Source organism: uncultured Formosa sp. (assembly GCF_947500765.1).
Lineage (GTDB): Bacteria > Bacteroidota > Bacteroidia > Flavobacteriales > Flavobacteriaceae > Formosa.
Window position 1 is genome coordinate 86,193 of sequence record NZ_CANMTH010000002.1, and the last position, 25,538, is coordinate 111,730.

Genomic DNA, 25,538 nt, shown 5'->3' on the forward strand with positions numbered 1-25,538 from the left:
TTTTTTAGCCCAGATAGAGGCAGTTGTTGGAGCTCTTTTTCGAGTATGCGAGAAAAAAGCGACTGCCGAAAGCTGGAATTAGCTTCTAATTTTAAAGATCGAAACCTAGGTTTACACCTAATTTCTCTGCTATAATTTTAGTAATACGTGTTTTAATTTCAGGTATTTTTACAGAATCTAAGACGTTATTACTAAAGGCATACATAAGTAATGCTTTAGCTTCTTTTTCTGGAATACCACGAGAACGCAAGTAAAACATAGCGCTTTCGTCTAATTGACCAATAGTACACCCATGAGAACATTTTACATCGTCTGCAAAAATTTCTAATTGTGGTTTACTGTTTATTGTTGCTTTGTCGCTTAATAAAATATTATTGTTAGACTGGAATGCGTTTGTCTTTTGTGCTTCTTTATTTACAACAACTCTACCGTTAAAGACACCTGTACTGTTATCTGCAAAAATACCTTTATAATCTTGGTGACTTTCGCAATTTGGTTCGATATGGTGTACTAACGTATTGTGGTCTACATGTTGTTTATCTCCTATAATAGTGATTCCATTTAGTGTAGAATCAATACGTTCTCCGTTTTGGTAGAAGTGAAGGTTGTTTCTAACTAATTTTCCTCCAAAAGAAAACGTGTGTACAAAACAATGACTTTCTTGCTTTTGGTTTACAAACGTATTGTCTATAAGTGTCGCATTTTTGTTATCATTTTGTAGTTTATAATAATCTACAATAGCACGTTTATTTGCAAAAATTTCGGTTACCGAATTTGTTAAAACAGGATTATCTGTTAAACTTTGGTGGCGTTCTATAATTTGTACGTGACTATTTTCGTCTACAACAATTAAGTTTCTTGGTTGAAGCATTACGGCTTCTTCAGAACCTGTAGAGAAATGTAAAATCTGAATTGGTTTATTAACCAATTTATTTTTTTTGATGTGAATATAAGCTCCTTCTGTAGCGAATGCTGTATTTAATGAGGTTAGGCCATCTTTTTCTGCAATTTTATTGAAATAGTTTTCAATAACTAAACGATACTTAGGGTTGTTTAAAGCGCTAGACATTAAGCAAATATCGAATCCGTCGTGAGTTGTTTGAGATAAATGTGAAGAATACTTGCCATCTATAAAAATAATCTTATAGGTGTCCATTTCATGTAACATATAAGATCTTACCTCACTAAATTCTAAGGCATTTTCTTGTTTAGGAAACACGCTATAGTTTTCTTTTAAGATACTATTTAGCGAAGTATATTTCCATGCTTCATCTTTTTTTGAAGGAAATCCCTTAGTCTCAAATATTTTAATAGCCTCATTTCGTATTTCATGCACTGGCGCATCGACATCGATTTTATTTTCGAATGCCATAAACGAAGACACTAATTTTTCTTTTAAATTCATTTGTCTTTTGTTGTTAGTCTTTGTTTTTAGTAAGTTTTTAAAAGGATAAATACTTATTAAATACGGTTAACTAATGTTTAAGCGTTCACTTCTTCTTTAATCCAATCGTATCCTTTTTCTTCTAATTCGTGTGCTAATTCTTTACCACCTGATTTTACAATACGACCGTTGTACAATACGTGCACGAAATCTGGAACGATATAGTCCAATAAACGTTGGTAGTGTGTAATTAACACTACAGCATTGTCTTTGCTTTTTAATTTATTTACACCACTAGCAACAATACGTAATGCATCGATATCTAATCCAGAATCTGTTTCGTCTAATATAGCTAATTTAGGTTCTAGCATAGCCATTTGAAAAATCTCGTTACGTTTCTTCTCTCCTCCAGAAAATCCTTGGTTAAGTGAACGTGATAAAAATTTTCTATCGATTTCTAATAATTCAGATTTTTCACGAATTAACTTCAACATTTCGTTAGCTGGCATATCTGGTAAACCTTTAGCTTTACGCGTTTCGTTAATTGCTGTTTTTATAAAATTTGTTACAGAAACACCAGGGATTTCTACTGGGTATTGAAACGATAGAAAGATGCCTTTGTGTGCACGTTCTTCAGCAGATAACTCTTCAATATTTTCTTCGTCAAAGAAAATCTCACCATCGGTTACTTCATATTCTTCTTTTCCTGCGATTACTGATGATAATGTACTTTTACCAGATCCGTTAGGTCCCATAATAGCATGAACTTCTCCAGCTTTAACCTCTAGGTTAATTCCTTTTAAAATTGCTTTATCTTCTACGCTTGCGTGTAAATTATTAATCTTTAACATTACTCTATATCTTAGTTATTGATGTTCTAAATTTTTATTGTGTTTTCGTCTTGTAATTTGGGTTGACTAACAGTTATAATATCTGTTATTTCAATTTGTAATGGCCAACCTTCTTTACCTTCCGGTTTTGATTTTATGATGCCTTTAATTTGTACAGGAACCATATCTGTGTTTTCTTTTTTAAACACCTTTGCTTTTGTGTTTAACTCGTGCATTTTGGCATTAATTATAACACCATAAATATCTTTTTTAGTTTGTAAAACAGCAGCATCTGCATAATACACAAAGTCTCCTTCTATAATTTGAACAGCGTTGTTTTGTGCTGTCTGAATTGATTCTGAAGCCGATTTGTTTTCACTTTTACAACTTATAAAAAGAGTAATAAAAAGTAATAAAACAAGTGTGTTTTTCATTTTTATACTGTTCTAGTCAGATTATCCTACAGATCCCTCTAAACTAATTTCCAATAGTTTTTGAGCCTCAACAGCAAATTCCATTGGTAATTTATTTAACACGTCTTTACTAAACCCGTTTACAATTAAAGCAATAGCTTTTTCTGTATCGATACCACGTTGGTTGCAATAGAAAATTTGGTCTTCACCAATTTTACTGGTTGTTGCTTCGTGTTCTATTTGTGCTGTTTTATTTTTAGCTTCAATGTACGGGAACGTGTGTGCACCACATTCGTTACCCATTAATAAACTATCGCATTGCGAGAAGTTACGTGCATTTTCTGCTCTTGATCCAATTTGAACTAATCCTCTGTATGAGTTCTGAGATTTACCTGCAGAAATACCTTTACTAATAATGGTCGATTTAGTGTTCTTACCTAAATGAATCATTTTAGTTCCTGTATCTGCTTGCTGGAAATTGTTAGTTACTGCAATAGAATAAAATTCTCCAACAGAGTTATCTCCTTTTAAAATACAACTAGGATATTTCCATGTTACTGCGCTACCAGTTTCTACTTGTGTCCAAGAGATTTTAGCGTTTTTCTCGCATAAACCACGTTTGGTTACAAAGTTGTAAACTCCACCTTTTCCTTCAGCATTTCCAGGGTACCAATTTTGTACTGTAGAATATTTTATTTCGGCATCGTCCATTGCAATAAGTTCTACAACGGCTGCGTGTAACTGGTTTTCATCACGACTTGGTGCTGTACAACCTTCTAGGTAACTTACATAGCTCCCTGCATCTGCAACAAGAAGTGTACGCTCAAACTGTCCGGTACCACCTTGATTAATTCTAAAATATGTAGACAATTCCATCGGACAACGAACGCCCTTAGGAATATAACAGAAAGAACCATCACTAAATACTGCAGAATTTAAAGCTGCGTAATAGTTGTCTTTTTGTGGGACAATTGTACCCAAATATTTTTTAACTAATTCAGGATGTTCTTTTATTGCTTCAGAAATAGACATAAATATAATTCCTTTTTCCGAAAGCGTTTTTTTGAATGTAGTTGCAACAGAAACAGAATCTACAACAATATCCATAGCCACGTTATTCATCTTCTTCTGTTCGTCTACAGAAATCCCTAGCTTTTTATACATGGCTAATAAATCGGGGTCTACATCGTCTAATGTTTTATTAGGATCTACCGATTTTGGTGCAGAATAGTATGCTATAGCTTGAAAATCTGGTTTAGCATAATTGACATTGGCCCAATCTGGTTCTTCCATTTCTTTCCAAGCTCGAAAAGCTTCAAGTCGCCATTCGGTCATCCATACGGGTTCCTCCTTTTTAAGTGAAATAGCTTTTACTATGTCTTCATTTAGACCAATAGGAAAAGTGTCTGATTCAATATCAGTATAAAAACCATATTCGTATTCTTTGGTTTTTAATTCTTCTCTTAAGTCGTCCTCTGTATACTTATTCATGTTTGTTTTAATATTATAAAGTGTAAAAGTTTGAAGCCATAACGCGTATGCCTTTTAGTGACTTTAAACTTGTTTTGTTATAGTGAAAAACTTTCTCCGCAACCGCAAGTTCTGTTTGCGTTTGGGTTGTTAAACACAAAGCCTGTACCGTTTAACCCTCCCGAATATTCAAGAGTAGTTCCTATTAAGTACAAAAAGCTTTTCTTGTCTACAATAATTTTTACACCATTGTCTATAAAGACTTTATCTTCTTCTTGTTGTTCTTTGTCAAACTTTAAATCGTAAGACAATCCAGAACAACCACCGCTTTTTACACCTACACGTACATAGTCGGTAGCTGTGTCATAACCATCATCTGTCATTAGTTCAATGACTTTCTTTTTGGCTGTATCTGATACTTTTATCATAAATTAAATAGATTAATTCTAAAGTGACTGCAAATATACAATTTAAGTAGGGTTTTACCATACAACCTTACATTATATTAACTAATGATGTGATCGATTTTAATTATTGTTTTTTAAAGGCCGGAATGGATGCGAATAGTTCTCTTAATCGCTATTTTGTCTGGTGTTTTTTGTTTTTTATCACTTCTTGTTAATGGTTTTTTGTTAATTTTTATTTATGTTAAAGGTTTGGTGTTGAGCGTTTTGTTAATTATTTTTTTGTTGATTTTTTTTAGATGAATTAAAATTTTATAACAGTTTTGTTTTCTCTGAAGTCTTTATAATTGTTGTGTCTTTTTTTAGCTTGATTGCAATTGTTATTGCTTTGTTCTGAGGTTTATTTTGGTTGTAATAAGGAATAGATGTCTATTTGAAGTTTTAAAACATGACTTATATCATAGTTTTGTATTGATATTTGTTTGTAAGTGTTTTTGGTGATTTGTTTGTTTTGTGTCTTAATTAATCATGGTAATTTTAAAATCAAAGAGTTGTTTAGTTATAATTATAAATAAGCTTCTTATTTTTGTACCATGATAGAAGATAAAAATCAAGAACGTACAGATTTAAGTCAATTAGGTGAATTCGGACTTATCGATCACTTGACTAAACATTTTGAAATAAAACAAGAAACAACAGTAAAGGGTATTGGTGATGATGCAGCGGTTTTAGATTTTAAAGACAATCAAGTTGTTATTACAACAGATTTATTGGTTGAAGGTGTGCATTTCGATTTAAGTTATATGCCACTTAAGCATTTAGGGTATAAAGCTGTAATTGTAAATTTATCTGATGTGTTTGCAATGAATGCTAATGCAACTCAAATTACAGTGTCTATTGCAATGTCTAATCGCTTTCCTTTAGAGGCTATTGAAGAATTATATGCTGGAATAGAAACTGCAGCAAAACTTTACGGTGTAGATGTTATTGGTGGAGATACCACATCGTCTACAACAGGGTTGCTAATTTCTATTACTGCTTTAGGTACTGTTTCTAAAGCCGATGTTGTGTATAGAAATGGTGCTAAACCTAACGATTTGTTGGTTGTTACTGGAGATATAGGAAGTGCATATATGGGGCTTCAAATTCTTGAAAGAGAAAAAGAAGTGTTTAAAGTGAATCCTAATAGTCAGCCAGATTTAGAACCTTATACCTACATTATAGAGCGCCAGTTAAAACCTGAAGCGCGACAAGATATTGTGAAGTTATTGAAAGAATTAGGTGTTAAGCCAACGTCTATGATTGATATTAGTGATGGTTTATCTTCAGAAATTATACATATCTGTAAACAAAGTAAAGTAGGCTGCGATTTATATGAAAACAAAATACCTTTAGATCCACAGTTAATTAGTACTTGCGAAGAGTTTGATATCGATGCAACTACTGTCGCACTAAGTGGTGGGGAGGATTACGAATTGTTGTTCACTATTTCTCAAGAAGATTTTCCTAAAATTAAAGCCAATCCTAATTTAACAGTCATTGGTTTTATGACCGAAGAAAACTCAGGAATGAACTTAGTAACTCGTGCAGAAACTAAAATTCCTTTAAAAGCACAAGGTTGGAATGCTTTAAATAATCAAACTAATAAAGAGTCGTAATAACTAATGAAAAGATGGTTCAGAATACGCTCGGCTTTTAAGTCGGGCTTGTTTTGAGCTATGTATTCTGTTTAATATTGAATTAATTTCTTTGAATTTAGGTGTTAGTTCTATTAAATGTCCATTGCTATACGTTGTTAATTCGCGATTACAATGTTTGCATTTGTACTCTTTAACGTGGTAAGTAACTTGTTTGGTAACTTCGTAGCTATGGCCAAAAAGATTGCAGTACAGTTTAGGTAAACCTCCTTTTTTTTGAGTCGAATTTTTCATTTATTAATTTATTAAGGACTTAAACTTAAAAAAAATAAGCTAATATTCGATAAAACAACCTTTTTATTCGATGAAATGCATGATTTCATGTAGGGTTTCGCTTTCATTTTCAATAAAACTCATATGTCCTCCTGCTAATTCTACTAGTTTTACTTCAGTATTTAATGTTTGTTGTATTAACGTTTTTGGGTCTAAAACAGGATCGTTTTTACCGTAAATAATCATCTTCTTATAAGGTGAAAAGTGAAATAAAACTTCTAAATCTTGTCTTACCTTCATGCCTTCTTGTGCGGCAATGTAACCTTGAAGTGAGGTTCTAAGGGCTTCTTCTTTTAGCCAATCAATATCTTTACTAAATTTTTTAGTGTTTTCGGGTCTAAATAAATTAGCGATCGACATTTTAACCATGCCTTCGTAATTGTGCTTTACCACTTCTATAGCGCGATTTCGTAAATATATACGTTCAGGTGAGTCTGTTTTAGCTGTCGAGTTAAGTAATATTAATCCTTTAATATTGTCTGGTAAGCGCTCTGCTAAAACTAGAGAGACGTAGCCGCCCATAGAATGTCCTATAACATAATAGCGCCTAATCTTTAAATGATTTAAAACAGTTTGTACAGCGTCGGCCATCATATCCATAGTGTGAATGTATCCTATGCATGCCGTATCTCCATGACCTAATAGATCAATGCAAATTACGCGATGTTTTTTAGCAAGTTCTGGAGCAATGCGTTTCCACATGCTGCTGTTTTCTAGAAAACCGTGAAGTAAAATAATAGCAGTGCCTTTGCCTTGATCGCTATAATATATAGGAGAGCCTTTATGTTGTAAAATCATATGTAATTAATGTTAAAACAAAGGTAGTAATCATTGCCTAATTTTTATCTAATAATCTAAAGTAGGTGGTCTTTTACATATTAATTAGATTTTATTGGATTACGAAATCGGTTGAGTGACTAACGTTACATTTTATTAAAAGAGTTTGGTTCAAATTTGTGTAGAAACTAAGAGGTACAATGAAAAGAATTATAGTAATTGGTGGGTTGTCTGCAGGACCATCTGCAGCAGCGAAAGCAAGAAGAGAAAATGAACAAGCCGAAATTATTTTGTTCGAAAAAGGGGCTAATATAAGTTATGCGACTTGTGGTATGCCTTATGTTTTTTCTGGAGTTATAGAAAGCAGAGATAATTTATTAGTCGTAAAACCAGCATTGCTTAAAACACGATTTAATATTGATGTCCGTTTAAACGAAGAAATCATAAGAATAAATACCAAGGAGAAAATTGTTTACACCGAAACCGATGGTTACAGATATGATACGCTTGTTTTTGCAACAGGAGCAAGTTCTGTGGTGCCACCAATAGATAATGTGAAATTGGCACATGGTTGGTCTACGTGCCGCTCTATGGTCGATTTTGATAAGATTACAAACGAAGCACTTACTAGTGATTCAAAACATATTACAGTTGTTGGTGGTGGATTGATAGGTGTTGAAGTTGCTGAAAATTTAAAAGAAGCAGGGAAAAATGTCACTTTAATAGAAGGCGCTCCATTTATTTTAAATATGTGGGAGAAAAAGTTTGCGAAATTTGGAGAGGCGGTTCTAATTTCAAAAGGGGTAGAGGTCTTGTCTAACACTTTTGTGTCTAAATTTGATATCGATAAAGATGGTAAAATTTTAGCAGTGATTACAAGCGATGGAAAACGTATTCCAACCGATTTTGTAGTTCTAAGTGCTGGAATTAAGCCAAACACGCAATTACTTTTAGATGAAGGTGCAGAAGCTATTGGTAATTGCGCTTTAAAAGTAAATGAGTTTATGGAAACCTCTATTAAAGACGTGTTTGCTGCTGGCGATAATATTTCAATTAAAAACGTACAAACTAACGAAGATGATTATTTTCCGTTAGGAACGCATTCCAATAAAGCAGGTCGTGCAGCAGGATCGAATGCTACAAGTGGAAATATAGCGTTTAAAGGGGGGTATAAAACTGCAATAGTTAAGGTGTTCGATTATACATTGGCAAGAACAGGTATGAATGCTACAGCCTTAAATAAAAACGGTATAGATTTTAAATCCGTATTAGTGGTTGCGGGTTCTACACCTAGTTATTACCCAAATCCGAAAGATTTAATTATAGAATTGTATTACAATCCAAAAACAGATAAGATTTTAGGCGCAGAGCTTTTTGGTGAATATGGAGTAGATAAACGGGTCGATGTGTTGAGTACAGCAATCTATGCCAAGTTGAAAGTTTCTGATTTACCGTTATTAGATTTAGCATATGCACCACCTTTTTCGCCGGCTAAAGATCCTGTGGTTGTTGCGGGATATGTAGTTGAAAATATTTTAAACAATAAAACTGATCAAATTTCGGTTGAAGATTTAGAACGTTTTATGGACAACACGCCTAAAGACGAATATCTGTTATTGGATGTTAGAAATGAGAATGAATATGAAAAAGGAACTATTCCTGGAGCGATTAATTATCCGCTAGATACTTTAAGACAAAATATTGATAGCGTGCTTGTGCAAGAAAAAAAAGTAATTGTGTTTTGTCAAAAAGGCTTACGTGGATATTTAGCGGAGTCAATTCTTAGACATAATGGTGTTACGGATATCTTTAATATTGGAGGTGGCTATAAAGTTTGGGAGATGTATAGTGATAAAATTGAAGTTCCAAACAAGCACATACCGCATGCATCAGTCTAAAATGATTTAGAAGTACATAATAATCAAAAAAACCGTTGCTCTGAAATGTTTCTAAACAACGGTTTTTTAATTAATAATTATAGGTTTCGAATATTTGTTTAATCTTTAACTGTGTAGGCGTTTTATGGCTGAAAACGCTTTGTTTACAAATTGATCTTCAACTAAAACTGTAAATTCGTTCGTTGTAGAAACCACTTCGTAAAGTGTAATCCCTTCCCAAGCTAAACGTTTAAAGATCTGATAGTATAATCCTGCGATTTTAGTGTTATCTGCCGGAAGACTAATGCTAATAGCAGATAAATGGTTTTGAAGCCCGATTTGGGTTTCGTTAGTGAATAAGTCTTCAATATGTTTTTGTTCAGAACTTGATATTACAATGTTACTTTCATGTATTCCCCTGGTAAACGCATAAAATATATTCGATTTATCGCCTATTTTTTGAATGACTTTGGCATGACTCTCAAACAAAGTCGTTGAGTTTTTGTAGGTGTAATTAGATAGGTTGGAGCGTACAGTAATATCTCCCAAACTATTTAAAACGCGTTTTAATCGTACCGAATTTCCTAAATCTTTAGGAGGCGAATATCGGCGTAAGGCCATCATAATCGCACCTGATTTCACAGGTTTTCTTAGCATTTCAGAAATAGGTTCAACTAATTCACTAGCAAGTGCCGAATAGTTTACAATGTTTCTAGAAATGGCTTCTTCTAAAAAAGGTTGGGCGAGCAGAATTTCTTCAACACAAGAGGCAATGGTTCTCATTTGTTAATTATTTAACATTTTGTGTAAATTTAGAACAAATTTTTCATTTTTATTTTAATTCATTCAACTCTATTTATATTTGAACTTTAAAATTTAGAAATTATGCTAGTATTAAAATTTGGAGGAACTTCTGTAGGGTCTGTAGAAAATATGGCCAACGTAAAAAATATCGTATCAGAAGGTGGTAGAAAAATAGTGGTGTTGTCGGCGATGTCTGGAACTACAAATGCTTTAGTTGAAATATCGAATACGATTACACAAGGTAAGTCTATTGATGCTTTAAATTTAGTAGAGACTTTAAATACTAGATACATTACCGTTATAAATGAATTGTTTACTGAAAAAGATTTTATAGATGAATCTTTGGAGTACATAGATGCGGTTTTTAAAGAATTAAGAGAATTAACATCGCAACCACATTCTGCTTTTTTATATAATAAAATCGTTGCAAAAGGGGAGTTGTTATCTACGTTTATGTTTAGTCGTTTTTTACAACAAGATGGTATAAAAGCAACATTAATTTCGGCTTTCGATTTTATGCGTACCGACAGATTGCATGAGCCAGATTCATTTTATATAAAACAAAATTTAGATCGTATTTTAGAAGCGAATACGGAGACTGAAATTTTTATTACTCAGGGATTTATTTGTTTAGATGCAGATGGTAATATTTCTAATTTAGAACGTGGTGGAAGCGATTTTACTGCAAGTATAATTGGTGCTGCTGTAGGAGCTGATGAAGTGCAAATTTGGACAGATATTGATGGGTTTCATAATAACGATCCAAGATTTGTACATGACACCGATGCAATTTCACATTTGTCTTTTGATGAAGCTGCCGAATTAGCATATTTCGGAGCAAAAATTTTACATCCACAAACGGTTATGCCGGTACGGGATTTAAAAATTCCAGTACGTATTAAAAACACAATGGATCCGTCTGCTCATGGTACTTTAATAGATGATTCTGCAGAGGGTGAAGGCATAAAAGCTATTGCTGCCATTGATGGGATTACGGCAATAAAAATCAAGTCTGCACGTATGCTTCAGGCCTCTGGTTTCTTGAAAAAAGTTTTTGAAATTTTTGAAAAATATCACACGTCAATCGATATGATTACAACATCGGAAATTGCGGTATCCTTAACCATAGACGATGCTACTTTTTTACATGATATTGTAACCGAATTAGAAGAGTTTTCAAATGTAAGTGTAGATTCTCATAGAACAATTGTGTGTTTGGTAGGAAACAATATAGTGCATCATCCGGATACACATAAATTGTTTCAGATCTTACAAGATATAAACATTAGAATGATCTCTTATGGAGGAAGTAATAATAATATTTCTCTGTTAATAAATACAAGCGATAAATTAGAAACACTACAAAAATTACATCGATACGTTTTTGAAACTTCGTTAGTATAAAACGTAATAAATAATACAGTTATATTTTATCTGTAGAATTAAAATAAAATTTATGAATGATTTATAGAAAAGCTTTAAAAGAAGATGTAAAATCTGTGTCTGAATTATTTAATGATTACAGAGTGTTTTATAAAAAAGAGTCTGATTTAGAACGTGCTGAAAACTTCTTAATTAAGCGAATTGAAAATAAGGATTCTGAAATTTTTATTGCTGAAAATGAAAATAACAAACTTGTAGGTTTTGTTCAGTTATATCCTTTATTTTCTTCAACAAGAATGGAGAAACTATGGCTTTTAAATGATTTATTTGTTAGTCCAAAATATAGAAACAAAGGCGTGTCTATAAACTTAATTGAGAACGCGAAACAATTAGTGAAAGATACGGGAGCTTGTGGAATGTTTTTAGAGACAAGTAAGTCTAACTTAATTGGAAATAAATTATACCCAAAAACAGGTTTTAATTTAAATAATAATTCAAATTATTACGAATGGAATAATTGCTAAAAAATTAAACCGATATGCTTTTTTATTTTAAAGCATACGGATCTAAATATTGTCTTTATTTTTACTGTTCTTTATTTGATAACGACACCTTTTTTAGGTGTCGTTTTTCTTTTTTATATGGAGCGTCGATACTTAAAATGTATAGCCTATTCGTAAATGAAGATTTGCAGCCAATACATTTTTATCTCCATAATAGTAGTCTTCTTTAGTTGTAATATAGCGTCCGTAACCAAGACCTATTCCTGTTTCATAATTAAAATGATTGCCAATATGTCTTCGGATTCCCCAAGTAGGTATTATGGTGAAATCTCCAATAAAATTAAGATGATCTGCATTGGTTATTGTAAACCAATCTGGGTGATAACTCGTTTTAATCGATACGAAATTCCCTGTGTTATTTGCAATGCGTTTACCTTTATTGGTGCGTTTTTTTAGATTGTAATACCATCTTGGCTCTAATGTAAAAACAGGTGCTAGTAAATAGCCGTTAATGTCATTTACATCGCTTCCCCAAAATCCTGCATCTAAACCTACTTCACTGCGTAATGCAATTTTGTTTGTAAGTCGTAATTCATGATTAAAATACATTCCAAGAAAACCAGTTTGTGCACTAAAAATAGATTCTTCTACAGAAGTTGTTTGTGCGTACCCTGCTGTTATGGAAATAATAAAAAAAGCGAACGATGCTAAGTGGTTTTTCATACAGCTTGTAAATTGTTTATTAAATAACTTGTTGTGAGTCAAATATCATAAAAAAAGCAGAATTTATTTATAAATTCTGCTTTTTAAATACATTATGTATGTAAAATAAGTGTTACTTGTTCATAAGCGATTCGATTTCGTCTGCTTCTAGAGGAATGTTTCTCATTAAATTAAAAGGAGATCCAGTGTCTTGAATAACAACATCGTCTTCTAAACGAATTCCGAATTTTTCATCTGGAATATATATACCAGGTTCTACGGTAAACACCATGTTAGCTTTCATTGGTTCTGTAAGAATTCCGTAATCGTGAGTGTCTAATCCCATATGATGAGATGTGCCGTGCATAAAATATTTTTTATATGCTGGCCATTCTGGGTTTTCGTTTTGTATATCGGCTTTGTCTAGAAGTCCTAAGCCAAGTAATTCAGAGGTTACTATTTTACCAACTTCAACATGATAGTCTGCCCAGATTGTTCCAGGAACAAGCATGTTAGTAGCTGCTGTTTTTATACGGTTTACGGCATTGTAAACTGCTTTTTGTCTGTCTGTAAATCTTCCAGAAACAGGAATGGTACGTGTCATGTCAGATGAGTAGTTTGCGTATTCTGCTCCTACATCTAATAAAATTAAATCGCCAGCTTTACATTCTTTGTTGTTTTCTATATAATGTAATACGTTAGCGCTGTTTCCTGATGCAACAATAGGAGTGTAAGCAAATCCCTTAGATCGGTTATTTAAAAACTCGTGCATGAACTCTGCTTCAATATTGTATTCCATAACGCCTGGTTTTACAAACTCTAAAATACGACGGAATCCTTTTTCGGTAATGTTACATGCTTCTTGAATTATGTCTAATTCTATCTGGTTTTTTACAGCACGCAGGCGTTGTAAAATAGGATTGCTTTTTGCTACACTGTGTGCTGGGTATTTTTTTCTTAACCAAGAGTTGAATCTGTCTTCGCGAGTTTCGGTTTCTACATGTGCTCTGTAATGCTCGTTAGTGTTAATATAAACGGTATTACATTGTGTCATAATTTCTTTAAAAACACGTTCGAAATCTTGTAACCAGTACACGGTTTTAATCCCTGAAGTTTTAAATGCGGCATCTTTATCTAATTTAGCGCCTTCCCAAACGGCAATATGTTCGTTTGTTTCTGTTAAAAATAAAATTTCTCTATGTTTTGGGTTTGGACAATCAGGAAACAATACTAAAATACTACTTTCTTGGTCTACACCGCTTAAGTAAAATATGTTGCGATCTTGCTGGAAAGGTAATGCGCTATCTGCGCCAATAGGATAGATGTCGTTAGAATTAAAAACGGCTAAACTACTAGGTTTCATTTGAGCCGAAAAATGAGCTCTATTTTGTATGAATAAATCGGAATTAATAGGATGGTATTTCATTTTAATTTGAAGTTTAAATGAGAAGTTTTTTCAAAATTACATATATAATAAGTATTGTTATAAATAGAAACCTTAAAAAGATGTTAAAGGTTTTTTAACATCTTTTTTTGTTGAAACTACAACGATTGAGAGCTGTTTTGTGTGTTTATTGAGAATTTATCATTTTATGTCTAAATTCGGTTTTGTTGTAATTGTAAAAAATAAATCTTTTTGGTTCATCGTTTGTTCAAAACAGAATATGTTTTTAATATGCTTATTGTTAGTGTTTTATTAGGCTCTTTAAAATGATTCTAAATATAAATTAAAGTGACTTAGTTTTTGTCTATAAATCTATTCTAGTTTAAATTTGTTGGGAATAAAACTAACATTAAAAATAATGAGCGGATTTCTTAAATCTTCGATAGGAAGAAAAATTGCTATGGCACTTTCGGCATTCTTCCTTATGTTTTTCTTAATAATTCATTTAGCAGTAAACATCACGTCTGTTTTTAGTCCTGATATGTTTAATGAATTATCTCATTTCATGGGAACCAATCCTTTAGTACAATTTGCTTTACAACCAGTATTAGTATTTGGTGTTGTATTTCACTTTGTAATGGGATTTGTATTAGAAATAAAAAACAGAAAGGCAACAACTGTAAAGTATGTGCAAGACAATGGTGCAGCTAACTCTACATGGATGAGTAGAAATATGATATATAGCGGAATTGCGATTCTTGCTTTTATTGTACTTCACTTTATCGATTTCTGGATTCCAGAATTAAACACAAAATATGTTGTAGGAGATATGTCTGGATTACATGATGGTAGTTTCAGATATTATCATGAATTAGTAGAGAAGTTTCATAACCCATTAAGAGTTGGTGCTTATGTAGTTGCTTTCGTATTTTTAGGATTGCATTTAGCACATGGTTTTACCTCTGCTTTTCAATCTATGGGATCTACAGCAGGTCGTAAAAAAACATTACAACAAATAGGTAAAGCGTATTCAGTTATTATTCCTTTAGGGTTTATAATTGTTGCAGTTTTTCATTTCCTTAACCATTAATCTTAAATACAAATGGCTTTAGATTCAAAAGTACCAGAAGGTCCAATTAAAGATAAATGGACAGAATATAAAAATCATATAAATCTTGTTAACCCAGCGAACAAACGTAATATTGATATTATTGTTGTAGGAACAGGTTTAGCTGGAGGTTCGGCAGCAGCAACGTTAGCTGAACTAGGATATAATGTAAAAGCTTTTGCTTACCAAGATTCTCCAAGACGTGCGCACTCTATTGCTGCTCAAGGTGGAATTAATGCAGCAAAAAATTACATGGGAGATGGTGATTCTAATTATCGTCTTTTTTACGATACTGTAAAAGGTGGAGATTACCGTTCTCGTGAAGCAAACGTTCACCGTTTAGCAGAGGTGTCAGGAAATATTATAGACCAATGTGTTGCTCAAGGTGTTCCTTTTGCACGTGATTATGGTGGATTATTAGATAACCGTTCATTTGGTGGTGTATTAGTGTCTAGAACATTTTATGCTAAAGGACAAACAGGACAACAATTATTGTTAGGATGTTATTCTGCAATGAACCGTCAAATTGCTCGTGGAAAGATTGAAATGTTCAATCGTCATGAAATGTTAGACGTTGTAAAAGTAAATGGTAAAGCAAGAGGTATTATTGCTCGTAATTTAATTACTGGTGAGATTGAGCGTCATTCTGCGCATGCTGTTGTTATTGCAACAGGTGGTTATGGAAATGTATATTTCCTTTCAACTAACGCGATGGGATCTAACGCAACTGCCGCTTGGAAAATACATAAAAAAGGAGCGTATTTCGCAAATCCTTGTTTCACACAAATTCACCCAACGTGTATTCCACGTTCTGGAGATTACCAATCTAAGTTAACGTTAATGTCAGAATCATTACGTAACGATGGACGTATTTGGGTGCCTGCAAAATTAGAAGATGCTAAAGCAATTCAACAAGGTAAATTAAAGCCTACTGATATTGCAGAAGCAGATAGAGATTACTACTTAGAAAGACGCTATCCTGCGTTTGGTAACTTAGTACCACGTGATGTTGCATCTAGAGCAGCAAAAGAACGTTGCGATGCTGGTTACGGTGTGAATGCAACAGGAGAAGCTGTATATTTAGATTTTGCATCTGCTTTTGTACGTTATGGTACAGAACAAGCAAAAATTCATGGAATTAAAAACCCTTCTGACGCAGAAATTAAAAAATTAGGTCAAGGAATTATAGAAAGTAAGTATGGAAACTTATTTCAGATGTATGAAAAAATCATCGCTGAAAATCCTTACGAAACTCCAATGATGATTTATCCTGCAACACACTATACAATGGGTGGTATTTGGGTTGATTATAACTTAATGACTACAGTTGAAGGTTTATACTGTATTGGTGAAGCAAATTTCTCTGATCACGGTGCAAACAGACTTGGAGCTTCTGCTTTAATGCAAGGTTTAGCAGATGGTTATTTCGTGTTACCTTATACTATTGGAGATTATTTATCTGATGATATTAGAACAGGAAAAATACCAACAGATACTCCAGAATTTGAGGAAGCTGAAAAAGAAGTTAAAGATAAAATAGACTTCTTTATCAATAATAAAGGAACTAAAACCGTAGATCATTTCCATAAACGTCTTGGAAAAGTAATGTGGGATAAAGTAGGAATGTCGCGTAACGAAAAAGATTTAACAGCTGCTATGGCAGAAATTAAAGAGATTCGTGAAGAGTTCTGGAAAGATGTGATGGTTCCTGGATCTGCAAATGAAATGAATGTGGAATTAGAAAAAGCTGGACGTGTAGCAGATTTCTTAGAATTAGGAGAGTTGTTTGCAAAAGATGCTTTAGTAAGAAGAGAATCTTGCGGTGGACACTTTAGAGAAGAATCTGTAGAATTAGACGGAGAACAAAAAGGAGAAGCGAAACGTGATGACGTTAACTTTGCTTTTGTTTCAGCTTGGGAATATAAAGGAGAACCTGCAGATGCAGTTTTACATAAAGAAGAATTAGAATTTAAAGATATTGAACTAAAACAACGTTCATACAAATAAGATTGACATTATGAATTTAACACTTAAAATTTGGAGACAAAAAGACTCGAATGCAAAGGGTCAAATGGTCGATTACAAAGTTAATGATATTTCAGAGCATATGTCTTTCCTAGAAATGATGGATGTTTTGAACGAACAATTAGTAAACTCTGGGGAAGAACCAGTAGCTTTCGATCATGATTGTCGCGAAGGAATTTGCGGTATGTGTTCTCTATATATTAATGGTGAAGCACACGGTCCAGATCGTGGAATCACTACTTGCCAATTACACATGAGAATGTTTAAAGATGGCGATACCATTACAATCGAACCATGGAGAGCGGCAGCTTTTCCTGTAATTAAAGATTTAATTGTAGACAGAATGGCTTTCGAACGTATTCAACAAGCAGGAGGTTATATTTCTGTAAATACGTCTGGAAACACACAAGATGCAAACTCGTTACCAATTTCTAAACACGCAGCAGATGAAGCTATGGATGCTGCAGCATGTATTGGTTGTGGAGCTTGTGTTGCAAGTTGTAAAAATTCTTCAGCCATGTTATTTGTTGGTGCAAAAGTATCGCAATATGCGTTATTACCACAAGGACAAGTAGAGGCTGCAGATCGTGTTATGAATATGGTTGCACAAATGGATCTTGAAGGTTTTGGTAACTGTACAAACACTGGAGCATGCGAGGTAGAGTGTCCTAAAGGAATTACTTTAGAAAACATTGCACGTATGAACAGAGAATTTGTTAAGGCAAACGTAAAAGGGAACTAAACTCTTTTAATTATTATAATATTAAGAATCCCAAGCGCACAGCTTGGGATTTTTTGTTTAGTTTTATTCGTTTTTTAATTTTATTATAATTCACTCAGATGAAATCTCCTATAACTTTCTATAAAGAGCAATCTCAAAGCCATCAAGTAAAAGCGACAGCTTTAAATAAGCAAATGAGACTATTAAGTATATTACGTTTATTGGTGTTTTTAAGCGTAGCTTATGGTGTGTATCTAACGTTCTCTAATTGGCAAGTTGCTGTAGCTATTGCTGTTGTTGGAATTGCTTTATTTTTATTTTTATTGCTGAAGTATACAAATATAAAACAACAACGGAATCTAGAAAAAGCAATTGTAGCGATTAATGAAGATGAAATTAAAATTAACAATGACGGTTTTTTCGATCGTTTAGATGGTTTAGAATTCCAAGATCCGTTACATGAATATTGCTTAGATATCGATTTGTTTGGCCGCGGTTCTTTTTTTCAGAATATAAACAGAACATATGTTAAAGAAGGCACTGAGAAGCTCTCTGAAGCATTTAAAGCAAATGATATTAGTAATATAACCAAACGACAACAAGCGATAAAAGAATTAGCAGATAAAGCGATTTGGAGACAAAACTATAGTGCTATAGCCAGTCTAATTAAAGTAGAAACACCTGCTAAAAGTATTAACTCGTGGTTGTCTAATTACAAACCTAAATTTAAAAGCTTCTTAAAATTTTTACCTTTACTTTTTACAGTTGTCTCTATTCTTATTTTTGTGGGAGTGTATGTGAATATAGTGTCTGCAAATGTGTTAGGCATTTGGCTAGTTATTGGTGTTTTGTTAACTGGAGTATTTTTAAAATCTATTAATGTAATTGCTTCTCAGACCGAAAAATTAAAGGAGACATTTAAACAGTATGCGGCTTTACTTGATAAAATTGAACAAGAAACATTTCAATCAGAATTGTTGATTGAAAAACAAAAAAAAATTACTCAAGAAGGAGAGAAGGCTTCAGAAATATTTTCAGAATTATCACGATTATTAGATCGTTTAGATAATAGAAATAATTTAATTTCAGCCATTTTTGGGAATGGACTTTTTCTTCTAGATATTAAAAATTCCTATGCTATCGAGCAATGGATTAAAAAATACGCTCATAAAACCACAGATTGGTTCGATGTCATTTCATTTTTCGATGCTTATAACTCATTAGGAAATTATACCTTCAATAATCCTGAATTTATCTTCCCTGAAATTAAGGAAAATGAAGATGTAATTCTTGCTAAAAACTTAGGTCATCCTTTATTAAAAACAGAAAAGCGTATAGATAATGACCTAAATATTAAAAACGAAGAATTCTTTATTATTACAGGAGCAAACATGGCGGGAAAAAGTACATTTCTTAGAACGGTTTCGCTTCATATTGTAATGTCTAATGTTGGTCTGCCTGTATGTGCAGAAACAAGTACCTATAACCCGATTAAGTTAATTACGAGTATGCGTACAAGCGATTCGTTAACCGACGATAGTTCATACTTCTTTTCAGAATTAACACGTTTAAAATATATTGTAGATGCCATTCAAACCGATCGTTATTTTATTGTTTTAGATGAAATTTTAAAAGGAACAAATAGTACAGATAAAGCCATTGGTTCTCGCAAGTTTGTCGAGAAATTAGTAGCCTCAAATGCGACTGGAATTATTGCAACTCACGATTTAAGTTTATGTGAGATTTCAGATGAATTACCAGAGGTTAAAAATCATTATTTCGATGCTGAAATTATCAATGATGAATTACATTTTGACTATACATTTAAAGACGGAATTTGTCAGAATATGAATGCGAGTTTCTTGCTAAAAAAGATGGAAATCATTTAAGATTTATTAATATTTTAATAAATAATTAAAATATTAATATGATTGAAATAGGTTGTAAGTGTCTTAATTTCATTGATTAATGATGTGTCCTTAATTTTATAATAATTAAAATGTTGTATTTTGTGTTTTATTTAACAAGGTTAGACTAAACTACACGACATATATAAGGTCTAAACTATTTATATAAGACCTTATGAGAAAAATTTTACTTACAGTTCTAGGCGTACTATTTATAGTAGCCGCAATTTTTGTAGCAAAATTCTTAATTGATAATAAAAACAAAGTTAAACCTGTAGCACCAAAAGTAATTAAATTAGTTTTTGCTGATACAGTTAAAAATAGTACAATTCCAATTGTAATTCCAGCTAATGGAAATTTAACAGCAAAGAGAAGATTTGAACTCTATGCAGAAGTGGAAGGCATCTTTAAATCAGGTTCTGTTTTGTTTAAAGCAGGACAACCATATAAAAAAGGGCAAACCTTAATTCGTATTGAAGATTCAGAGTATTACGCAAGTGTACAATCTGCGAAAAGTGATTTGTATAATTCTATTGCGGCTATAATGGCCGATTTAAGATTAGATTTTCCTGAAGTTTTTCCGAAGTGGGAAGCCTATTTACGTAGTTTCGATTTAAATAAAGCAACACCAAAGCTTCCTGAAATGTCTTCAGAAAAAGAAAATTACTTTATAACAGGTAGAAGTATTGTTTCTAATTATTTCAATGTTAAAAATTTAGAACAACGTTTATCAAAATATATGATTAGAACACCTTTTGACGGTATTTTAACTGAAGCATTGGTAAATGAAGGTACACTTATTAGAAGCGGTCAGAAATTAGGTGAATTTATAGATCCATCTGTTTACGAAATGGAAGTAGCTATCAGTAAATCTTTTGCAAGTTTATTGCAAGTAGGAGAATCTGTTGCTTTAAATAATTTAGAAGGTACTGAAGCTTACACAGGAAAAGTATCTCGTGTTAACGGAAGCGTAGATGTTACAACTCAAACCATTCAAGTTTTTATTGAAGTAAAAGATGAAAAATTAAAAGAAGGCATGTATTTAGAGGCTAATGTAGAGGCTAAAGATGAGGAAAATGCTATAGAAATAGATAGGAATTTACTTTTAGATACTAAAGAGATATTTGTTGTTCGTGATTCAGTTTTAGATGTTATTCCTGTTAAACCAATACATTTTAGTGATACCAAAGTTGTTTTAAAAGATGTGCCAGATGGTAGTGTTATTGTATCTCGACCTATTCAAGGAGGTTATTCAGGCATGTTAGTGAAAATTTTTACTGAACAAGAGTCTAAAAAGAACTAACGCCACATGAGAAAAATAATAGCTTATTTTATAAAGCATCATATTGCTGTAACAATATTCATTTTGGCATTTACCATTTTTGGAATATTAGGATTGTTATCTTTAAAATCGTCTTATTTTCCAATAATAGAATCTAAAATTATTACTGTACAAATTACTTATCCAGGAGCATCTCCTCAAGAAATTGAAGAAGGTATTGTACTTCAAATAGAAGATAATTTAAAAGGATTACAGGGGGTAGATCGTGTAACATCTACATCATCAGAAGATAGTGGTACCATTACTATTGAAATTGAAAAAGGCGAGAATATAGATTTCATGCTTTTAGATATTAAAAATGCTGTAGATCGTGTGCCAAGTTTTCCTTCTGGTATGGAGCCTCTTGTTGTTGCAAAAACCGAAAATGTTCGAGAGACGATTTCGTTTGCAATTAGTGGAGAAAATATTCCTTTAGCAACATTAAAACAAATAGGAAGGCAGATTGAAAATGACCTGAGAGCAATAGAAGGAATTTCGCAAGTCGAAGTTTCAGGATATCCTGAAGAGGAAATTGAAATTGCTGTTGATGAAAATAGTCTTTTAGTTTACAATATAACATTTAGTGAAGTCGCTTCTGCTGTAAGTAATTCTAATATTTTAGTCACAGGTGGAAATATAAAAACAGACGCTGAAGAGTTTCTTATCCGTGCAAATAATCGCTCATATTATAGCGACGAACTTTCTAATGTGGTGGTCCGTGCATTTGCAGACGGAAAAACAATTCGTTTAAAAGATGTTGCTGTCTTAAGAGATAGGTTTTCAGAAACACCCAAGGCAACATATTTTAACGATCAATTATCTGTTAATGTTAGTGTTACAAGTACAGATACCGAAGATTTATTATCTTCTGCAGATCTCGTTAACGCATATATTGTACAATATAATCAGTCGCATAATAACGTAAAATTAGATGTGGTTAGGGATTTATCTATTACATTAAAACAACGTACGCAATTACTAACAGAGAATGCCGTTGCAGGAATGTTGTTAGTACTATTATTTTTATCTCTGTTCTTAAACACTAGATTAGCATTTTGGGTAGCTTTCGGATTACCGATTTCCTTTCTTGGTATGCTTATTTTTGCAGGTCAATTTGGAGTTACTATAAATCAGTTTTCATTATTTGGAATGATTATCGTAATTGGTATTTTAGTAGATGATGGTATTGTAATTGCCGAAAATATTTATCAGCATTTTGAAAACGGAAAGGATCCGATTAATGCTGCCATAGACGGGACCATGGAAGTTATTCCTCCAGTTGTTTCAGCTATTATAACCACCTTATTAGCCTTTTCAACGTTCTTGTTTTTAGAAAGTCGTATTGGTGAATTCTTTAGTGAAGTTTCAGTTATTGTTATCTTAACACTTGTAGTTTCTTTAATAGAAGCACTTATTATTTTACCAGCGCATTTAGCACATTCTAAAGCACTGCAAAGACATAAAGATAGAAAGAATAATCCTAAAACTAAGGCTGGTTTATTTTTCTCTAAAATGAGAGGTATTAATGCCTTCGGAGATCGTATCATGATTTTCTTAAGAGAAAAAATTTATGTTCCTGTGTTAGACTTTATGTTCGAGTTTAAAATATTAGCACTTGGTATATTTTTAGGTGGATTAATTTTGACCTTCGGAGCCATTGGTGGAGGTGTTATAGGTGTTACTATTTTTCCGAGTATTGCCAGTGATAGTGTGTCAATAGAATTAGAAATGCCAAATGGTACAAATGTTCGTGTTACAGATTCTATTATGGCTATCATTGAAGAAAAGGCACATGTGGTGAACGAAGAATTTACTAAAAAATATTTAGGAGGTACAGATAAAATACTTTTTGAAAACACTATTAAAAATATTAATAGTGCATCTAGTGCAACCTTAAATATAAATATGTTGCCAGGAGAAGAACGTCCAGATGTGATTAACTCTTCTTTGGTTGCTAATCGTGTTCGCGAATTAGTTGGTCCAGTAATAGGCGTAGAAAGTTTAATTTTTGGATCTGGAGGTAATTTTGGTGGTAGCCCAGTTGCAGTCTCTCTTTTAAGTAATAATATTGAAGAATTAAAAGCGGCTAAAGTAGAACTGAAATCTATATTAGAAACGAACCCGTTGTTAAAAGATGTAGCAGATAATGACCCTGCAGGTATTAAAGAAATTAGATTAGAGCTTAAAGAAAGTGCATATTTATTAGGATTAGATTTAAGTACGGTAATGACTCAAATTAGATCAGGTTTCTTTGGAGTGCAAGCACAACGTTTTCAGCGAGGACAAGATGAAATACGTGTTTGGGTACGGTACGATAAAGAAAATAGAGCGTCTATTAATAATCTAGACGATATGCGCATTGTAACACCAACAGGAGAGCGCGTTACCTTAAAAGATATTGCAACCTATTCTATAGAGCGTGGTGATGTTGCAATTAATCACTTGGAAGGGCGTAGAGAGATTGAAGTGTCGGCAGATTTAAAAGATCCAAACACAAGTGTAACAGATATTTTAGATGATATTAAAGCGACCATTATGCCTCAATTAACAGCAAAATATCCTACAATTTCAGCCTCTTATGAAGGTCAGAACCGAGAAGCTTCAAAATTAAATACATCACTTAAAAGTGCAGGTTTAATCATTATCCTTTTAATATATATCACCATTGCCTTTACCTTTAGAAGTTTAAGTCAGCCATTGCTTTTAATACTGTTAATCCCTTTTAGTTTAACCGCAGTAGCTTGGGGACATTGGCTTTTAGGTTTTCCTGTAAACGTATTGTCGTTACTAGGTATTATTGCTTTAATTGGTGTTATGGTAAACGATGGTCTGGTGCTTATTGGTAAGTTTAATACCAATTTAAAAGAAGGTTTAAAATTCGATGATGCCTTAAAAGAAGCTGGTAAATCACGTTTTAGAGCTATCTTTTTAACTACAATTACCACTATGGCTGGTTTAGCACCTTTACTTATGGAAAAAAGTAGACAAGCTCAGTTTTTAAAACCTATGGCCATTTCAATTACATTTGGTATTGCCTATGCAACCATATTAACATTACTTGTCTTGCCACTATTCTTATCGTTTAGTAATAGTATTAAACAGAAAACAAAATGGTTAATTACAGGAGAACATGTTACAAAAGAAGAAGTAGAACGTGCTATTAAAGAAGAAAATGAAGAGGATGTACATTAAATATAAAATAGTTATACTCATGTTGTTTGTGTTTACATCGGCAACAGCACAACGTGTTTTAACTTTAAACGAAGCAGCTACCATTGCTTTAGATCATAACTATGGTATTAAAATAGCTAAGAATAATACAGAAATAGCCAAAAATAATAAGAGTATTTTAAACTCGGGTTATTTACCAACCTTAACAGGAGATGCTGGTGCTGGATATGATTTAGATAATACCGAAGCCGTATTTTCAGATGGTAGTGTTACCAAATTAAACGGAGCAGAAAGTTCTAATTATAATGCTTCAATTGACTTAGATTACACGCTTTTTGATGGTTTAGGGCGCTATTACGATTATAAGCAATTAAAAGAGGAATATAAATTATCGGAACTCGAAGCTAGAGAGACTATCGAGAATACTATTGCGCAATTATTTACAGTGTACTACAATGTGGCACAGGTTTCTGAAAATGCAAATGCTTTAAAACAAACATTAGAAATTTCTAACGATCGTATTTTAAGAGCTAAATATCAGTTTGAGTATGGGCAAGGCACTATGTTAGATGTTTTAAATGCTCAGGTAGACATTAATAACGATAGTATTAATTTGATGAATTCTGAACAAAATTTGTTGAATACTAAACGTGATTTAAATGTTGTTTTAGGTACAGAATTAGAACTGAATTTTGAAGTAGATACTTTAATTACTTTTATTTTAGATATCAATAAAGAAGATTTACATGCAAAGATGAGAGCTAATAATGTGTCGCTATTACAAGTAGATAAAAACATTGTAATTAATGAGTTTACGATTAAAGCGAATACATCGGGATATTTACCAACAGTGGGGTTAACAGGTTCTTATGGTTGGAATAAAAACAACAATAATGCAGCTTCATTCTTGTCGGAGTCTACCAATACAGGATTAAGCGGTGGAGTAACTTTAAGTTGGGATTTATTTGATGGTGGAAGTACAATGACAAACGTTAGGAATGCAAGACTAAATTTAGATAATCAAAAGTTAGAAAAAGAATCGATATTTATTAGTCTAGATCGTGATTTTAATAACGCTTGGGGAGACTATCAAAACAAATTGAAGATTTATTACATTCAAGAGAATAATATCATCACATCTCAAAATAATTTTGATCGTACTCGAGAAAAATTTAAACTAGGACAAGCAACCTCAATAGAATTTAGACAAGCACAATTAAACCTGTTAACAGCAGAGTTTAGTAAAAATAATGCTAAATATGAAGCCAAATTAGCAGAGTTATATTTGCTTCAGTTAAGTGGAGAGTTGTTGAACGTTTCTTTATAACACCAATTATATATAAAAAATCCCGCTTTTATTAATTTTAAAAGCGGGATTTTTAAG

The 25,538-nt window shown here is 32.6% G+C and carries 21 protein-coding genes; 11 read left to right on the forward strand and 10 right to left on the reverse strand.

Features of this window, described 5'->3' with window-relative positions; genetic code table 11:
- Nucleotides 1-91 precede the first annotated feature (91 nt).
- From sufD to Q1B05_RS03500, 5 genes are all read right to left on the reverse strand, one after another.
- A complete protein-coding gene (sufD, locus tag Q1B05_RS03480) occupies nt 92-1,405 on the reverse strand; it encodes a Fe-S cluster assembly protein SufD (protein WP_299777623.1) in 1,314 nt (437 codons plus the stop codon).
- 77 nt (nt 1,406-1,482) lie between these two features.
- Entirely contained in the window at nt 1,483-2,235 is a 753-nt protein-coding gene (gene sufC, locus Q1B05_RS03485; protein WP_299777624.1) for a Fe-S cluster assembly ATPase SufC, read from the reverse strand.
- 26 nt (nt 2,236-2,261) lie between these two features.
- Nucleotides 2,262-2,648, reverse strand: a complete 387-nt coding sequence (locus Q1B05_RS03490) for a hypothetical protein (RefSeq protein ID WP_299777626.1) — start codon at nt 2,646-2,648, stop codon at nt 2,262-2,264.
- Nucleotides 2,649-2,669: 21 nt separating this feature from the next.
- Nucleotides 2,670-4,118, reverse strand: a complete 1,449-nt coding sequence (sufB, locus tag Q1B05_RS03495) for a Fe-S cluster assembly protein SufB (RefSeq protein WP_299777628.1) — start codon at nt 4,116-4,118, stop codon at nt 2,670-2,672.
- A gap of 77 nt (nt 4,119-4,195) precedes the next feature.
- Nucleotides 4,196-4,525, reverse strand: a complete 330-nt coding sequence (locus Q1B05_RS03500) for an iron-sulfur cluster assembly accessory protein (protein WP_299777630.1) — start codon at nt 4,523-4,525, stop codon at nt 4,196-4,198.
- A gap of 569 nt (nt 4,526-5,094) precedes the next feature.
- On the opposite strand from Q1B05_RS03500, the gene thiL reads away from it, so the two are divergent.
- Nucleotides 5,095-6,159: a thiamine-phosphate kinase gene (gene thiL / locus Q1B05_RS03505; RefSeq protein WP_299777632.1), complete on the forward strand. Its 1,065-nt coding sequence runs from the start codon at nt 5,095-5,097 to the stop codon at nt 6,157-6,159.
- Between the two features lie 3 nt (nt 6,160-6,162).
- Here the strand turns inward: thiL and Q1B05_RS03510 are convergent, their stop codons facing one another.
- Nucleotides 6,163-6,432 carry a hypothetical protein gene (locus Q1B05_RS03510; protein ID WP_299777634.1) on the reverse strand — a complete coding sequence of 90 codons (270 nt, stop codon included), beginning with the start codon at nt 6,430-6,432 and terminating at the stop codon, nt 6,163-6,165.
- Between the two features lie 63 nt (nt 6,433-6,495).
- Nucleotides 6,496-7,269 carry an alpha/beta hydrolase gene (locus tag Q1B05_RS03515; RefSeq protein ID WP_299777636.1) on the reverse strand — a complete coding sequence of 258 codons (774 nt, stop codon included), beginning with the start codon at nt 7,267-7,269 and terminating at the stop codon, nt 6,496-6,498.
- Between the two features lie 179 nt (nt 7,270-7,448).
- On the opposite strand from Q1B05_RS03515, the gene Q1B05_RS03520 reads away from it, so the two are divergent.
- Nucleotides 7,449-9,146: an FAD-dependent oxidoreductase gene (locus Q1B05_RS03520; protein ID WP_299777638.1), complete on the forward strand. Its 1,698-nt coding sequence runs from the start codon at nt 7,449-7,451 to the stop codon at nt 9,144-9,146.
- A 105-nt stretch (nt 9,147-9,251) separates the two neighbouring features.
- Here the strand turns inward: Q1B05_RS03520 and Q1B05_RS03525 are convergent, their stop codons facing one another.
- Nucleotides 9,252-9,908, reverse strand: a complete 657-nt coding sequence (locus Q1B05_RS03525) for a hypothetical protein (protein ID WP_299777640.1) — start codon at nt 9,906-9,908, stop codon at nt 9,252-9,254.
- 102 nt (nt 9,909-10,010) lie between these two features.
- On the opposite strand from Q1B05_RS03525, the gene Q1B05_RS03530 reads away from it, so the two are divergent.
- Nucleotides 10,011-11,333 (forward strand): aspartate kinase, encoded by a 1,323-nt coding sequence (locus tag Q1B05_RS03530; RefSeq protein ID WP_299777642.1) that lies wholly within the window; start codon nt 10,011-10,013, stop codon nt 11,331-11,333.
- A 56-nt stretch (nt 11,334-11,389) separates the two neighbouring features.
- The gene (locus tag Q1B05_RS03535; RefSeq protein ID WP_299777644.1) at nt 11,390-11,836 is read left to right on the forward strand and encodes a GNAT family N-acetyltransferase; all 447 of its coding nucleotides are present in this window, start codon (nt 11,390-11,392) and stop codon (nt 11,834-11,836) included.
- A 132-nt stretch (nt 11,837-11,968) separates the two neighbouring features.
- Here the strand turns inward: Q1B05_RS03535 and Q1B05_RS03540 are convergent, their stop codons facing one another.
- Together Q1B05_RS03540 and Q1B05_RS03545 are read right to left on the reverse strand one after the other, a co-directional pair.
- Nucleotides 11,969-12,538: a hypothetical protein gene (locus tag Q1B05_RS03540; protein ID WP_299777646.1), complete on the reverse strand. Its 570-nt coding sequence runs from the start codon at nt 12,536-12,538 to the stop codon at nt 11,969-11,971.
- A 112-nt stretch (nt 12,539-12,650) separates the two neighbouring features.
- Complete coding sequence (locus Q1B05_RS03545; RefSeq protein WP_299777648.1) at nt 12,651-13,943, reverse strand: aminopeptidase P family protein; 1,293 nt, start codon at nt 13,941-13,943, stop codon at nt 12,651-12,653.
- 376 nt (nt 13,944-14,319) lie between these two features.
- Between Q1B05_RS03545 and Q1B05_RS03550 the strand changes: the two genes are divergently transcribed.
- From Q1B05_RS03550 to Q1B05_RS03580, 7 genes are all read left to right on the forward strand, one after another.
- Nucleotides 14,320-14,991, forward strand: a complete 672-nt coding sequence (locus tag Q1B05_RS03550) for a succinate dehydrogenase cytochrome b subunit (RefSeq protein ID WP_299777650.1) — start codon at nt 14,320-14,322, stop codon at nt 14,989-14,991.
- 12 nt (nt 14,992-15,003) lie between these two features.
- Nucleotides 15,004-17,016 carry a fumarate reductase/succinate dehydrogenase flavoprotein subunit gene (locus tag Q1B05_RS03555; protein ID WP_299777652.1) on the forward strand — a complete coding sequence of 671 codons (2,013 nt, stop codon included), beginning with the start codon at nt 15,004-15,006 and terminating at the stop codon, nt 17,014-17,016.
- 10 nt (nt 17,017-17,026) lie between these two features.
- The gene (locus tag Q1B05_RS03560) at nt 17,027-17,776 is read left to right on the forward strand and encodes a succinate dehydrogenase/fumarate reductase iron-sulfur subunit (RefSeq protein WP_299777654.1); all 750 of its coding nucleotides are present in this window, start codon (nt 17,027-17,029) and stop codon (nt 17,774-17,776) included.
- Nucleotides 17,777-17,874: 98 nt separating this feature from the next.
- Nucleotides 17,875-19,644 (forward strand): DNA mismatch repair protein MutS, encoded by a 1,770-nt coding sequence (locus Q1B05_RS03565; RefSeq protein ID WP_299777656.1) that lies wholly within the window; start codon nt 17,875-17,877, stop codon nt 19,642-19,644.
- Nucleotides 19,645-19,837: 193 nt separating this feature from the next.
- Nucleotides 19,838-20,965 (forward strand): HlyD family efflux transporter periplasmic adaptor subunit, encoded by a 1,128-nt coding sequence (locus Q1B05_RS03570; protein WP_299777658.1) that lies wholly within the window; start codon nt 19,838-19,840, stop codon nt 20,963-20,965.
- A gap of 6 nt (nt 20,966-20,971) precedes the next feature.
- The gene (locus Q1B05_RS03575; RefSeq protein WP_299777660.1) at nt 20,972-24,175 is read left to right on the forward strand and encodes an efflux RND transporter permease subunit; all 3,204 of its coding nucleotides are present in this window, start codon (nt 20,972-20,974) and stop codon (nt 24,173-24,175) included.
- A complete protein-coding gene (locus tag Q1B05_RS03580; protein ID WP_299777662.1) occupies nt 24,165-25,481 on the forward strand; it encodes a TolC family protein in 1,317 nt (438 codons plus the stop codon). The genes Q1B05_RS03575 and Q1B05_RS03580 overlap by 11 nt, the downstream gene beginning before the upstream one ends.
- Nucleotides 25,482-25,538 lie beyond the last annotated feature (57 nt).

What these genes read in the sequence shown, in the direction of transcription:
- sufC (WP_299777624.1), bottom strand. Translation starts at nt 2,235, where the DNA reads ATGTTAAAGATTAATAATTTACACGCAAGCGTAGAAGATAAAGCAATT.
- Q1B05_RS03565 (WP_299777656.1), top strand. Translation starts at nt 17,875, where the DNA reads ATGAAATCTCCTATAACTTTCTATAAAGAGCAATCTCAAAGCCATCAA.
- Q1B05_RS03550 (WP_299777650.1), top strand. Translation starts at nt 14,320, where the DNA reads ATGAGCGGATTTCTTAAATCTTCGATAGGAAGAAAAATTGCTATGGCA.
- Q1B05_RS03490 (WP_299777626.1), bottom strand. Translation starts at nt 2,648, where the DNA reads ATGAAAAACACACTTGTTTTATTACTTTTTATTACTCTTTTTATAAGT.
- Q1B05_RS03555 (WP_299777652.1), top strand. Translation starts at nt 15,004, where the DNA reads ATGGCTTTAGATTCAAAAGTACCAGAAGGTCCAATTAAAGATAAATGG.
- Q1B05_RS03525 (WP_299777640.1), bottom strand. Translation starts at nt 9,908, where the DNA reads ATGAGAACCATTGCCTCTTGTGTTGAAGAAATTCTGCTCGCCCAACCT.
- sufB (WP_299777628.1), bottom strand. Translation starts at nt 4,118, where the DNA reads ATGAATAAGTATACAGAGGACGACTTAAGAGAAGAATTAAAAACCAAA.
- Q1B05_RS03540 (WP_299777646.1), bottom strand. Translation starts at nt 12,538, where the DNA reads ATGAAAAACCACTTAGCATCGTTCGCTTTTTTTATTATTTCCATAACA.
- Q1B05_RS03535 (WP_299777644.1), top strand. Translation starts at nt 11,390, where the DNA reads ATGATTTATAGAAAAGCTTTAAAAGAAGATGTAAAATCTGTGTCTGAA.
- Q1B05_RS03560 (WP_299777654.1), top strand. Translation starts at nt 17,027, where the DNA reads ATGAATTTAACACTTAAAATTTGGAGACAAAAAGACTCGAATGCAAAG.
- Q1B05_RS03520 (WP_299777638.1), top strand. Translation starts at nt 7,449, where the DNA reads ATGAAAAGAATTATAGTAATTGGTGGGTTGTCTGCAGGACCATCTGCA.
- Q1B05_RS03545 (WP_299777648.1), bottom strand. Translation starts at nt 13,943, where the DNA reads ATGAAATACCATCCTATTAATTCCGATTTATTCATACAAAATAGAGCT.
- Q1B05_RS03500 (WP_299777630.1), bottom strand. Translation starts at nt 4,525, where the DNA reads ATGATAAAAGTATCAGATACAGCCAAAAAGAAAGTCATTGAACTAATG.
- sufD (WP_299777623.1), bottom strand. Translation starts at nt 1,405, where the DNA reads ATGAATTTAAAAGAAAAATTAGTGTCTTCGTTTATGGCATTCGAAAAT.
- Q1B05_RS03510 (WP_299777634.1), bottom strand. Translation starts at nt 6,432, where the DNA reads ATGAAAAATTCGACTCAAAAAAAAGGAGGTTTACCTAAACTGTACTGC.
- Q1B05_RS03570 (WP_299777658.1), top strand. Translation starts at nt 19,838, where the DNA reads ATGAGAAAAATTTTACTTACAGTTCTAGGCGTACTATTTATAGTAGCC.
- Q1B05_RS03515 (WP_299777636.1), bottom strand. Translation starts at nt 7,269, where the DNA reads ATGATTTTACAACATAAAGGCTCTCCTATATATTATAGCGATCAAGGC.
- thiL (WP_299777632.1), top strand. Translation starts at nt 5,095, where the DNA reads ATGATAGAAGATAAAAATCAAGAACGTACAGATTTAAGTCAATTAGGT.
- Q1B05_RS03530 (WP_299777642.1), top strand. Translation starts at nt 10,011, where the DNA reads ATGCTAGTATTAAAATTTGGAGGAACTTCTGTAGGGTCTGTAGAAAAT.
- Q1B05_RS03575 (WP_299777660.1), top strand. Translation starts at nt 20,972, where the DNA reads ATGAGAAAAATAATAGCTTATTTTATAAAGCATCATATTGCTGTAACA.
- Q1B05_RS03580 (WP_299777662.1), top strand. Translation starts at nt 24,165, where the DNA reads ATGTACATTAAATATAAAATAGTTATACTCATGTTGTTTGTGTTTACA.